The 12,284-nt window shown below is 46.1% G+C and carries 11 protein-coding genes and 1 riboswitch; of the genes, 6 read left to right on the forward strand and 5 right to left on the reverse strand.

Going from position 1 to position 12,284, the window contains the following annotated elements:
- Positions 1-26: 26 nt before the first annotated feature.
- Entirely contained in the window at positions 27-962 is a 936-nt protein-coding gene (gene corA, locus WFI24_RS10950; RefSeq protein ID WP_062833460.1) for a magnesium/cobalt transporter CorA, read from the reverse strand.
- Positions 963-1,413: 451 nt separating this feature from the next.
- Positions 1,414-1,537, forward strand: a riboswitch (SAM riboswitch).
- 236 nt (positions 1,538-1,773) lie between these two features.
- Between corA and metA the strand changes: the two genes are divergently transcribed.
- From metA to WFI24_RS10980, 6 genes are all read left to right on the forward strand, one after another.
- Positions 1,774-2,691 (forward strand): homoserine O-acetyltransferase MetA, encoded by a 918-nt coding sequence (gene metA, locus WFI24_RS10955; protein ID WP_036610071.1) that lies wholly within the window; start codon positions 1,774-1,776, stop codon positions 2,689-2,691.
- A 24-nt stretch (positions 2,692-2,715) separates the two neighbouring features.
- Positions 2,716-3,903: a PLP-dependent transferase gene (locus tag WFI24_RS10960; protein WP_336760685.1), complete on the forward strand. Its 1,188-nt coding sequence runs from the start codon at positions 2,716-2,718 to the stop codon at positions 3,901-3,903.
- Positions 3,900-5,072: a trans-sulfuration enzyme family protein gene (locus WFI24_RS10965; RefSeq protein WP_336760687.1), complete on the forward strand. Its 1,173-nt coding sequence runs from the start codon at positions 3,900-3,902 to the stop codon at positions 5,070-5,072. Before WFI24_RS10960 ends, WFI24_RS10965 begins: the two co-directional genes overlap by 4 nt.
- Positions 5,073-5,310: 238 nt before the next feature.
- On the forward strand, positions 5,311-6,447 hold the full coding sequence (gene mqnC / locus WFI24_RS10970) for a cyclic dehypoxanthinyl futalosine synthase (RefSeq protein ID WP_145319787.1): 1,137 nt from the start codon (positions 5,311-5,313) through the stop codon (positions 6,445-6,447).
- A gap of 234 nt (positions 6,448-6,681) precedes the next feature.
- Positions 6,682-7,662 carry an aldo/keto reductase gene (locus WFI24_RS10975; RefSeq protein WP_336760689.1) on the forward strand — a complete coding sequence of 327 codons (981 nt, stop codon included), beginning with the start codon at positions 6,682-6,684 and terminating at the stop codon, positions 7,660-7,662.
- Positions 7,659-8,672: a zinc-binding alcohol dehydrogenase family protein gene (locus tag WFI24_RS10980; RefSeq protein WP_336760691.1), complete on the forward strand. Its 1,014-nt coding sequence runs from the start codon at positions 7,659-7,661 to the stop codon at positions 8,670-8,672. Before WFI24_RS10975 ends, WFI24_RS10980 begins: the two co-directional genes overlap by 4 nt.
- 100 nt (positions 8,673-8,772) lie before the next feature.
- On the opposite strand, the gene WFI24_RS10985 is transcribed toward WFI24_RS10980, so the two are convergent.
- The 4 genes from WFI24_RS10985 to WFI24_RS11000 all read right to left on the reverse strand — a co-directional run bounded on the left by WFI24_RS10985 (position 8,773) and on the right by WFI24_RS11000 (position 12,225).
- Complete coding sequence (locus WFI24_RS10985) at positions 8,773-9,678, reverse strand: YitT family protein (RefSeq protein ID WP_336760693.1); 906 nt, start codon at positions 9,676-9,678, stop codon at positions 8,773-8,775.
- Between the two features lie 112 nt (positions 9,679-9,790).
- Positions 9,791-11,029: a cation:proton antiporter gene (locus WFI24_RS10990; RefSeq protein ID WP_145319779.1), complete on the reverse strand. Its 1,239-nt coding sequence runs from the start codon at positions 11,027-11,029 to the stop codon at positions 9,791-9,793.
- 4 nt (positions 11,030-11,033) lie between these two features.
- Positions 11,034-11,528 (reverse strand): cation:proton antiporter regulatory subunit, encoded by a 495-nt coding sequence (locus WFI24_RS10995; protein ID WP_062833468.1) that lies wholly within the window; start codon positions 11,526-11,528, stop codon positions 11,034-11,036.
- 292 nt (positions 11,529-11,820) lie between these two features.
- Entirely contained in the window at positions 11,821-12,225 is a 405-nt protein-coding gene (locus tag WFI24_RS11000) for a hypothetical protein (protein ID WP_336760696.1), read from the reverse strand.
- Between the last annotated feature and the right edge of the window lie 59 nt (positions 12,226-12,284).

Consider the following 12,284-nt stretch of genomic DNA (forward strand, 5'->3'; position numbering starts at 1 on the left):
CTTCGTCTTCGTTATTTCATAGAAGTTCATACCCAGTCTTTTTTACGGAAAATAAAGAACATGCTCAGGCCCAGTGTTACCATCAGGCCAATCACAACAAAATAGCTGTATTTCCAGTTAAGTTCTGGCATATTCGTAAAGTTCATACCGTATATACCGGTAATGACCGTCAGCGGCATGAAAACCGTAGTAATCGCGGTAAACACGCGCATGATCTCATTCGCCCGGTTCGCAATACTGGATTGATAGGCTTCTCGCAAGTTACCCATCAGGTCGCGGTAGGTTTCAAAGGTTTCAGATATTTTTACGGCATTCTCATAGATGTCACTGAAATATTTTTGCAGTTGATCATCAATGAGACGCAGATCTTTTTTGTTAAGGGTGTTAATGACCTCTTTCTGAGGTCCAAGCACTTTTTTCAGCCACAGAATCTCACTGCGCAGCCCGATGATTTCATTCAGATGAGACTTTTTGGTGTGCATCAGAATATCTTCCTCAAGCTTCTCGATCCGAGCTTCAATTCGGTCACCTACGGTGAAATAATTGTCAACAATCAAGTCAACCAGCAGATACAGGAGACGATCGGGTGTACTGATTTCCTGTTCCCACAGGATGGGTTTTAATGTGCGTAATTCGCTGACCTTCTGTTTTGTAACACTAATAATGAAATGTCTGCCGAGAAACAGGTTGACCGCACGTAGAAATATCTCTTCATCATCGAAACGGATGCTATTAATCACAATAAAATAATGATTCTCATAGATTTCAATCTTCGGACGTTGTTCTTCGTCACTAAGACAGTCTTCCACAGCCAGATCATGCATCAAGAACAGCGGCTGAAGTACCGCCAAATCGTCTACGTCTGCATCAATCCAGTAAAATCCTTCCGCTGGTGGAGTCAGCGCCTGCTGAATGTCGTCCACCGGAATAAATACACCGTTGTTTACCAACCGGATTTTCATCGTTAATCTACTCCTTCTGCACCCGCCAACTTGGCGGATATTATCATTATGGGCGCAAAAAGAACAAATCAGCCGGTCGGCAGCGGAGCCTGGAGATCAGGGCTGCGTTCACTATATACTCAAACGGAAGTCACGTCCCGCTGCCGGCATTCTGATGTCAATTCTCTATGCAGTTTGTCGGAATTCGGCTGCCAGTCAGGCCTCGGGTCGCCATCCATTTAATATGTCACCTCTCACATAAGGGTTTATAACACCTTGTTTAGTATACCGCTGGTACAAGGTGCTTTCAAGCGCAAAAATGTGTCTATTTCGCGCCCTGAGGCAGTGTATGACAACGGATGATGAACGGTTCCGATCTGGGAAGCAGACATCGAACTGCATCTTGACGTGAGGGCATTAATGTAATAAAGTAGACGGTGAACCATATTTAATTACAATCTAATACAGCGAAATCTTATCAAGAGTAGGTGGAGGGACTGGCCCGATGAAACCCGGCAACCGGCGGTATACCGCACGGTGCTAATTCTTGCAGCGACTAAGTGTCAAGTGGCACTGTTGTAACTGAGAGATGAGAGAGGCGCATATCTTTTTTACATATGACCTTTCTCGAAATCCGAGGAAGGTCTTTGTTATATGCCCCGACTTCTCAGCAGTGATTTTCGCTAAGGAACTTGAGGTTGTTTGTAACGTTGGATGAAAGAGCAATTCAATGTTTTTACAAGCTCAAGGCAGTCTATAACTGTATTGATGTGAAGACATCAAGCCAGGGGTTGCTGCATCTATCTATGCACAAGGAGGAGTTAGATTTACCATGCCAATCAAAATACCTGATACTCTGCCAGCAAAAGAAGTACTTGAAGGAGAGAATATCTTCGTCATGGATGAAACTTCTGCATACCAGCAGGATATTCGTCCACTCCGTATCGCTATATTAAACCTGATGCCCACAAAGGAAACGACCGAAACACAATTGCTTCGTCTGGTGGGAAACACGCCTATTCAGGTGGATGTCGTTCTTGTACATCCCAAATCCCATACGTCGAAGAATACGTCTCAGGAGTATTTGGATCTGTTCTATAAAACCTTTGATGAGATTGAGCACCGCCGTTTCGATGGAATGATTATCACGGGTGCTCCTGTGGAGCAGATGGATTTCGAAGACGTGAACTATTGGAATGAAATCCAGGAGATCTTCGAATGGACCAAAACAAATGTGACATCAACCCTGCACATATGTTGGGCCTCCCAGGCAGGTTTATACCATCATTTTGACGTACCCAAGGTTGCACTAGATGAAAAGTGTTTTGGGGTTTTCCCACATACCATCAATAAACCCCATGTTCCGTTGCTGCGTGGATTCGATGAAGTGTTCAACGTTCCACATTCCCGTCATACGGAAGTGAGACGCGAAGATATTGAAAAGAATGAGAATTTAGAGATTTTGGCTGAATCCGAGGAAGCGGGGATCTTCCTGGTTGCTACCAAAGACGGCAAACAGATTTTTGCCACAGGACATGCCGAGTATGACCCGTTCTCATTAAAGTGGGAGTATGACCGGGATGCAGCCAAAGGTTTGGATATCGCATTGCCTAGACATTATTATCCCAATGACGACCCTTCTCGTGTGCCACCGGCTACTTGGCGCGCTCATGCCAACTTATTATTCTCTAACTGGCTCAATTACTATGTGTATCAAGAAACACCTTACGATATTGGCCCGCAAATCTAATCGAGATTACAGGAGGATGCAGCAATGGAAGACAACAACAAGTTGAAAATCGAAAGCCGCTTAGCACAAATTGGGTCCATCAATGAACCGGTAACAGGCGCCATTAACTTTCCGATCTATCAATCCACTGCGTTTCGCCACCCGAAGCTTGGACAAAGCACGGGATTTGATTATATTCGTACAACCAATCCAACCCGCAAAGTGTTGGAAGAAGCAGCCGCAGCGCTGGAATCCGGTGATGCAGGGTTTGCCTGTAGCTCAGGCATGGCAGCTCTGCAAACCATCTTTGCCATGTTTGGTCAGGGAGATCATCTAATTGTGTCGCTGGATCTGTATGGCGGAACCTATCGTCTGCTTGAACGCATCTTGTCCCGTTTCGGTGTAACCGCAAGTTATGTGGACACGAATGATCTTGCAGCATTGGAGAATGTTCGTCAGCCGAATACCAAAGCTGTATTCATCGAGACGCCGACGAATCCGCTGATGATGATTACCGATGTAGAAGCCGTCGCTTCCTGGGCGAAAACTTACAACCTGTTGACGATTGTTGACAACACGTTGCTCACTCCATTTTTCCAACGTCCGATTGAACTGGGTGCCGATATCATTATTCATAGTGCAACCAAATATCTGGGCGGACACAATGATGTACTGGCCGGATTAATCATAACCAAGGGTGAGGCATTATCCGCGGAAATGGCTTTCCTGCATAATTCGATTGGAGCCGTATTGTCTCCAAGTGACTCTTATCAGTTGATGAAAGGCATGAAAACGCTAGCTCTTCGCATGGAGCGTCATCAGCACAATGCACTTACCATTGCCAAATACTTGCTTGAGCATCCAGCGGTGGTTGAAGTGTACCATCCAGGCCTATCCGATCATCCGGGGTATGAAATACAGAATAAACAATCCACCGGTAATACAGGTATCTTCTCTTTCAAAGTGAAGGATGCACGTTATGTTGAACCGTTGCTACGTCATATCAAACTCATTGCTTTTGCCGAAAGTCTCGGCGGAGTGGAATCACTCATGACTTACCCGGCAGTACAAACTCATGCGGATATACCGCTTGAAATTCGTGAAGCCATAGGTGTGGATGACCGCCTGCTCCGGTTCTCCGTAGGCATTGAACATGCAGATGATCTGATTGCAGATCTTGGCAATGCGCTGACAGCTGCACAACAGGAAGTTGAAGGAGGCGTGCACTCATGAGTGAGTCCAACAACAAGCCGAATTCCGAGTTGAAATTTGATACGAAATTGCTCCATTTCGGTGATGAGATTGACAAAACGACTGGGGCCTCCAGTGTACCGATCTATCAAGCATCCACATTCCATCATTTTGATATCTTCAATCCGCCTCAACATGATTACAGTCGTTCGGGTAATCCGACACGTCAGGCATTGGAAGATTACATCACATTGCTGGAGGGTGGAGCACGAGGATTCGCCTATTCATCCGGGATGGCTGCGATCTCTAGCGTGTTCATGATGTTCTCCGCAGGAGATCACATGATTGTAACGGAAGACGTATATGGAGGTACGTATCGTTTGCTTACTTCCATCTTGAGCCGCATGCAGATCGAGACGACCTTTGTAGATATGACCAATATAGATGAAGTAAAAGCGGCGCTCAAGCCGAACACCAAAGCAGTTTATATGGAAACGCCGTCTAACCCGACCCTGCGAATTACGGATATTGCTGCCGTAACGGACTGGTCGAAGGAACATGACCTGATTACGATTCTGGATAACACCTTTATGACACCGTACTATCAGCGTCCAATTGAGCTTGGCGTGGATATCGTCGTACATAGTGCTACCAAGTTTCTCGGGGGTCACAGTGATGTGTTGGCGGGGTTAGCCGTTGCTCGCACGGAATCACTTGGCGTACAGCTGAAACAGTTGCAAAATGGACTCGGAACGGTACTCGGGGCACAAGAATCCTGGCTTTTGATGCGCGGGATGAAAACCTTGGGGGCTCGCATGGCTCACAGTGAACAAAGCACAGCCAAACTGGCCGCATGGCTGAATGAGCGTAGTGATATTGCCGCTGTCTTTTATCCTGGGCTGCAGGATCATCCCGGCCGCGAGGCACATGAACGCCAGTCAACAGGTTATGGAGCTGTCGTTTCGTTTGACGTCGGTTCAGGGGATCGGGCAAAAGCAGTGCTTAACCGGGTGAAGTTACCCATTGTGGCTGTAAGCTTGGGAGCTGTGGAGAGTATTTTGTCTTACCCAGCGATGATGTCGCATGCGGCAATGCCGGCTGAGGTTCGCCATGACCGTGGCATTACAGATGGATTGCTTCGTTTCTCGGTAGGTCTGGAAGATATCGATGATCTGATTGCCGACTTGGAACAAGCACTTCAGGAATCCTAGAAAAGTGGTACCGGAATACGTCTATGCACTTGTTTAATATCAAATTAATTGGATTTTATATGTAAACATTTTTACTTATTTTTAAAGCACCTGTTCATAAGGTGCTTTTTTTCACATGTAACCTGTGTTACGATATGTGGAGTACAGAAATACGATGTTGCCACCAGAACTTGCTTCTCTTGAACAAGTTGGGACGGATCGTTATATAATTTCTCTTCATGAGGGAGGCTTTTTTACGATGAGTACGGTAGACCGTATCTTAGATAAAGCCCTTCGGGGCGAACGTTTAGACTTGGAAGACACGATTGAGCTATTTGAATCGAATGAAGTGGACAAAATCGGGGCAGCTGCTAATGTCATTATGAAACGCATGCACCCTGAACCATACAGAACATTCGTAATTGGGCGTAACGTCAACTACACGAACGTGTGTGATGTGTACTGCCGTTTTTGTGCTTTCTACCGCAGACCTGGTTCTGAGGAAGGATACGTACTTCCAGACGAGGTCATTTTCCAGAAAATTCAGGAAACAGAAGATGTGAATGGTACCGAGATTCTGATGCAAGGCGGAACGAATCCGAATTTGCCTTTCAGCTATTACACAGACCTGTTGAAAGCCATCAAGGAACGTTTCCCGAACATCACGATGCACTCTTTCTCACCTGCCGAGATTATGAAAATGGTTGAAGTATCCGATGGGCTTACATTGGAAGAGGTTGTTCGTGCTATTCATGAAGCTGGACTGGATTCCTTACCTGGCGGCGGTGCTGAAATTCTGGATGACCGCACACGTCGGAAGATCAGCCGTTTGAAAGGTTCATGGCGGGATTGGATGGACGTTATGCAAACGGCACACCGCATCGGTATGAACACCACCGCAACGATGGTTATCGGACTTGGTGAATCGATGGAAGAGCGTGCACTGCACTTACTCCGTGTACGTGAAGCACAAGATGAATGTATTGCGAACAAGTATGATTCCGAAGGTTTCTTGGCGTTCATTCCGTGGACGTTCCAACCGGATAATACAAATCTCAAGCTGGAGCGTCAGACGCCAGAAGAGTACTTGAAGACTGTAGCCATCAGCCGACTGGTGCTGGATAATATCAAGAACATTCAATCCTCTTGGGTAACGATGGGTCCCGAGATCGGTAAGAAGTCGCTTGAATTTGGCTGTAATGACTTCGGTAGCACCATGATCGAAGAGAACGTTGTATCTGCTGCAGGTGCAACGTACAAAGTTAACATTGAATCCATTCTCCGTTTGATTCGGGAGTCCGGTTATATTCCGGCACAACGTAACACCCGATATGACATCGTGCGCATGTTCGACGAAGAGAATTCCGTGCATGAAGATTTCGTAATGCAGAACTAATCCAAATTTTTTGAATACTATTTCAATAAATCCTGATCATTTGATGAGTATTTATGAAGCAAGCCCGCTGACTACTCCGTTTGGAGAGAAGGCGGGCTTTTTGTTTTTTTCCGCGGATCGAGGTCATTAAACAGTACATGTTACGCAATTGCCGATATTTTATATTGAAATTGAACTGTTACAATGAGAAGGAACTTGTGAAGTCAGACATGCGGGAAAGGGGCAAACCAACCGATGAAGAGAAGAATTCTGGGAAAGACAGAACTGGACGTGCCTGTATTGAGCTTTGGAGCATCCTCACTCGGTTCCGTGTTTCGTGATATAGATCGGGATGAAGGTATTCGTACCGTACATGCTGCCGTTGATGGGGGGATGAATTACATAGACGTTTCGCCGTACTATGGACTGACGAAGGCAGAGACGGTGTTGGGTGAGGCCATTCGCAGTTTGCCGCGCAGTTCGTATATTTTATCCACCAAAGCTGGACGGTATGGAGAAAATGAATTTGATTTTTCACGTCAGCGGATTTTGAATAGTGTGCAAGAGAGTCTGGATCGACTGCATACGAACTATATTGATATTTTATTCCTGCATGATATTGAGTTTGTACCAGCAGAGATCATTGTAGAAGAAGCCTTTCCGACGTTACTGCGTCTGAAAGAGCAGGGAGTTATTCGTCATGCGGGGATATGCGGATTGCCCTTGCCATTGTTCGAGAAGGTTCTGCCACAGATCGATGCGGACGCCATTATCTCGTACTGTCATTACGCATTGAATGATAACTCATTGTTATCGTTGCTGCCGCTATTGGAAAAGAAAGAAATTGGCCTTGTGAATGCTTCGCCTCTCTCTATGGGCTTGTTAAGTACTCGTGGCGCTCCTGCCTGGCATCCGGCAGATGAACGGGTGAAACAACTTTGTCTGGAGGCTGCTCGCTTCTGTGCAGAACAAGGCAGTGATATTGCCAAGCTGGCCGTGCAATTCTCGACCGCAAATGAACGAATTCCAACAACACTGGTCAGCAGTGCCAACCAGCGCAATATTATCAATAATGCAGCCTGGATAGAAGAACCGTTAGATCAGAGTCTGCTGGAAGAAGTGCTACGTATTCTGGCTCCATTGCATAACGAGACGTGGTCAAGCGGACGTCCTGAATATAATACGAAGCCAACAAGCAACACGGCATCAGAAGCATCCAAGGGGGAACAACGATGAGAGCCATTGTATGTGAAGAAATAGATCAATTGAAGCTCCAGGACTTGCCTCAACCGGAACGAGCAGAAGGAGAGGCGTTGGTTGCCATTCGGCGGATTGGTATCTGTGGAACGGATCTTCATGCGTACAAAGGCAACCAGCCATTCTTTACCTATCCCCGCGTTCTCGGTCATGAACTGGCGGGTATTATTGAAGAGATCGGTCCGAACGCTGCCGGGTTACAGCCTGGGGATCAGGTAAGCATTATTCCGTATCTGCACTGCGGTCACTGTGTTGCTTGTCGCGGCGGAAAAAGTAATTGCTGTGTGTCCATGCAAGTCATGGGTGTGCACGTAGACGGAGGAATGAGAGAGAGAGTCAGTGTACCTGTCTCACATCTGCTCTCAGCAGGAGGCTTGACGTTGGATGAGACGGCAATGGTAGAACCATTAAGTATTGGTGCCCATGCCGTCAGGAGAGCAGGAATCAAGCCTGGTGAGCATGTGGTTGTGATAGGAGCAGGTCCCATTGGACTTGGTGTGATGGCATTCGCCAAACAGGCAGGGGCGCGTGTTATTGCCGTTGATCGTAATCTGGACAGGCTGGAGCTCAGCCGGACTTGGGCTGGAGCGGATGACATGGTTCAGGCGAATGAACGTACTGTGCAGCAAGTGGCAGAAATCACGGGAGGTGACTATGCTACGGCTGTCTTCGATGCAACGGGTAACGTGAATTCCATGAATGAAGCCATTCAGTATGTGGCACATAGTGGTCAACTCATTTTTGTAGGACTGGTGAAGGCCGATATTACCTTTCATGATCCTGAGTTTCACAAGCGCGAGATGAGCATATTGGGCAGCCGAAACGCAACCCGTGAAGATTTTGAACAAGTACTCTCAACCTTGCGTCAAAAGAAAATTAGCATGGATGGGTACATCACACACCGAGTGGAATTTGATGAGTTACCTACTGCAATAGATCAGTGGCTATTGCCAGATTCACATGTAGTGAAAGCCATTGTTGAATTATAATATCAAGTAATTCTGATAACAGAAAAAACACTCTCTGACCTTGTTGGACAAAACTGTTCATCCATAGGGTAAGAGAGCGTTTTTTTGTTTTTTTTAATTATTATTTTTCCGGATTCGTCACAATGCCCGCATGTGGATCAATGTGACGAACAATGGATTTTAGCCAGATCATTTCCAAGACGTGTACTTCATAATAAAGTGCACCGGGGATCTGTTTAATCCATCCTTCAGCCATAGCAAGTTGTGTTGAGTCAGAAGCTGCTCCCAGTGTTCCAGGTTCACGGCGCAGCCGTTTGCGTACAGCTTTTTCAACTTGAGAGCTTTGTGTGGTCAAAATGCATATTTTGCGTTTGGAAGAGAAACCCCTGAACGCAATGTACACCATTTCATAAGCAATAAGGTAGGCGATTACGGAATACATCGCTTGGTCCCAGCCAAAGACAACACCAGCAGCTGTCAGTATCAACAAGTTAAAAAGCATGATTATTTTTTCGATAAGCATCCGTTTTCCGCTAAATACACGTTCGGGTGGGCGGGAAGACGGATCACCGATTTCCAGCGTATCCAGTGTCCCACCATACCGCACGACGAGCCCAATTCCGAGTCCAAGACACAAACCACCAAACATGGCGGCAGCCAGCGGATGCTCTACAAGTGGCGGCATGGGATGAAGCACAATGGCACCGATCGAAAAGACAACCAGACCCAGAACAGTTACGAGTACAAATTTCTTCTGCACAATCTTGTAGGACAGAAATATAAACGGAACATTGAATAAAAATAAGAACAATCCAATCCTCATTTCGGTCCAGTGGGCGAATAGTGAGGAAATGCCTGTAATGCCTCCAATAATGATCTTATTGGGGTGTAAAAACAATTCAAGTCCCACGGAGGCCAGAATTCCGCCCGCGATTACGAGCAACAGGTTCAACCAGCGGCGGGAAGACGATATTCTGGTCTTGGCGGTGTTTGGCACCGGATTAGCCGATATCAGAGGTGCTTTCATAGGTCATCCTCCTTAGTGCGGCTTTCGAGCCATTCTCCCTGGGTTAGTCACAGAAAGATCGGCGTAGAGCCGTGAAATACGATAGTATGTCTGTCTGCACAGACATAAGGAATTATCCTTCTTTCTGCAGAACCTTCGGTTCTTCTTTCTTTTTCCGATTATCTTTGAATTTGAATATCTTATCTAAAATACGGAATACATGTTTGGACTCTTTGGTCAATAAAGGACCCAGAATGGCCAAAATCAGGACATACAACGCGGCAAACGGTTGAATCATTGGTAACAGTCCCCCGGCTTTACCCATATTGGCCAAGATGATGGAGAATTCACCCCGTGACACAATGGTTAATCCAATATTGGCCGATGCTTTCGGAGATAGTCCTGCACTACGCCCTGCCAGCATGCCTGCCAAAAAGTTACCAAACAATGTAATAACAACTGCAATCAGAGCCAACCATACGGCTTCGCCACCCAGGGACAACGGATCAATGGACAATCCGAAGCTGAAGAAGAAGATGGCTCCGAAGAAGTCACGAAACGGCAGAATCAAGTGCTCAATCCGCTTCGCATGTTCTGTTTCAGCAAGTACCAGTCCAACCAGCAATGCACCGATCGCTTCGGCAACATGAATGGTTTCAGAGAAACCGGCTACCAGGAACAAGGCTCCGAATACAACGAGTGAGAATAACTCATTCGATCGAATTTTAAGGGCTTTGTTTAAGAGCGGTGTTGCTTTGCGTCCAAGGATAATCACAATAAGCATGAATCCGAGGGCGATAAGTGCGGACATGATGACGCCTCCGATGGAGGACGAATCACTAAGCACAAGTCCGGACAAGATCGAGATATATACTGCGAGGAATACATCTTCGAACATAATGATACCGAGTATCATCTCTGTCTCCGGATTGGCCGTTCGTTTCAAATCGACGAGTACCTTGGCCACGATGGCACTGGAAGAGATGGTAGTTATACCTGCGATAATAAGAGCTTCTGCAACTGGGAAGCCGGAAACAAAACCGAATATTAATCCCAGCGTAAAGTTAATTCCGATGTAGATCGAGCCGCCAACTGCAATAGAGCGGCCCGATTTAATTAAACGACCTACCGAGAATTCAAGTCCAAGGTAGAAGAGAAGGAACAAGATACCGATCCGACCCATGAATTCAATAAAAGGCTGACTTTCAATAAAGCGGAAGTCCAGATGCCAGATTTTCATGGCATGAGGCCCAACGGCCATCCCGATCAGAATATAAAACGGAACGACCGAAAATCTTAGTTTTGCCGATAAAAGGCCGGCTGCCGCAATAAGCACAAGGGCCAGACCTACTTCGAATATCAGATGATCCATCTATTTACCCCCTTCCAGTCAGGAGGAGGGATTTAAACAGTTTCTGTTGATTGCGTTCGCCAACGGCTACCACCGTGGATTCTGCACTGATAACTACCTCCGGACCTGGGCTGATATGTTTTTTGTGATTTTTCTCTACAACGGCAATTACCGTTGCCCCAGAGTTTTGACGTACGTCCAATTCGCCGATGGATTTACCGATACATCCGAAGGATGCTTCGATTTTGTACCACTCGATAATCAGGTCGTCAAACGTGACTTCAATATTTTCAAGCTGCTTCGGTTTGTAGGTTAATCCACCAACAATAGCAGCAATCTGACGTGCTTCGTAGTCGTCAAGCGTAATCATCGAGATACTTTGATCTGGATCATCATACTCGAAGTGGTACATTTCCCGGCGACCGTCATCGTGAATAATAATGACAATTTTATCACCGCTGCTTGTTTCAATCTGAAATTTTTTGCCGATTCCCGGCAAGTCTGTTTCGCGTACATCCATGGATAGTGCCTCCTTATAATTAGGGGCTGGCCACAGAAGACAGGCTTATTTCCCGAAGTTGAATAATCTGCTGATCAAAGGAACATCAAATGATGCGGGTAAACAGAGCCAGCAATTCCTGACACAGCCATATTATTTGAATTTGTCGGTGTGGGTACAACAAAAATAGGTACTGTCATATACATTGGTTAATCTAACGTGTGCTAAAAGGGTTATAAGTTATGCACAAGCACACCGTCTAAAAATGCTGAGGTGTCTCCATGCAAAGCAACCTGTAAATACGTCGTAACGTCTAGTGAAGAGCGGTCACGTATTTTGGTGCCATAGGGGTGAGGGATACATACATACTGGTAAACTTGATAGGCAGCAGAAATAGTCTGCGTTTAAACAGACAATACCACGGTTTAAAGGACAGACCCGGTGTAGGGATTCGCAGCATCAATACCAATGCGAGGACAAGAAAGACAGGCTTATTATGCGTAACCGCAATCAGCTTGGACATGACTTGTGGGTATTTGCGAATGACAGGTTTCTGCTGGGATTCGGGTATTTGCAACAAAACTTCCTTGTTGGAAGTTGCATCAACAGACACCCCAACGGCAGATTCGGACTGCATTGGAATAGGGAAGCACAAGGCTTGGAATACGCACAAAATGATAATAATGGTGTAGTGGAGTATTCTAGGTTGTTGTCTCATTTTGGCTTCCCTCCTTTTCCGTGAAACATACTGTTATTAAAATAATAACACATTTTTGT

The organism is Paenibacillus sp. USHLN196, from assembly GCF_037144955.1.
Classification (GTDB): domain Bacteria; phylum Bacillota; class Bacilli; order Paenibacillales; family Paenibacillaceae; genus Paenibacillus; species Paenibacillus xylanexedens_C.

Coding starts and splice junctions, on each gene's coding strand:
- WFI24_RS10965 (WP_336760687.1), top strand. CDS start 3,900: ATGAGTGAGTCCAACAACAAGCCGAATTCCGAGTTGAAATTTGATACG.
- WFI24_RS10995 (WP_062833468.1), bottom strand. CDS start 11,528: ATGGATGTACGCGAAACAGACTTGCCGGGAATCGGCAAAAAATTTCAG.
- WFI24_RS10980 (WP_336760691.1), top strand. CDS start 7,659: ATGAGAGCCATTGTATGTGAAGAAATAGATCAATTGAAGCTCCAGGAC.
- WFI24_RS10975 (WP_336760689.1), top strand. CDS start 6,682: ATGAAGAGAAGAATTCTGGGAAAGACAGAACTGGACGTGCCTGTATTG.
- mqnC (WP_145319787.1), top strand. CDS start 5,311: ATGAGTACGGTAGACCGTATCTTAGATAAAGCCCTTCGGGGCGAACGT.
- WFI24_RS11000 (WP_336760696.1), bottom strand. CDS start 12,225: ATGAGACAACAACCTAGAATACTCCACTACACCATTATTATCATTTTG.
- WFI24_RS10960 (WP_336760685.1), top strand. CDS start 2,716: ATGGAAGACAACAACAAGTTGAAAATCGAAAGCCGCTTAGCACAAATT.
- WFI24_RS10985 (WP_336760693.1), bottom strand. CDS start 9,678: ATGAAAGCACCTCTGATATCGGCTAATCCGGTGCCAAACACCGCCAAG.
- metA (WP_036610071.1), top strand. CDS start 1,774: ATGCCAATCAAAATACCTGATACTCTGCCAGCAAAAGAAGTACTTGAA.
- WFI24_RS10990 (WP_145319779.1), bottom strand. CDS start 11,029: ATGGATCATCTGATATTCGAAGTAGGTCTGGCCCTTGTGCTTATTGCG.
- corA (WP_062833460.1), bottom strand. CDS start 962: ATGAAAATCCGGTTGGTAAACAACGGTGTATTTATTCCGGTGGACGAC.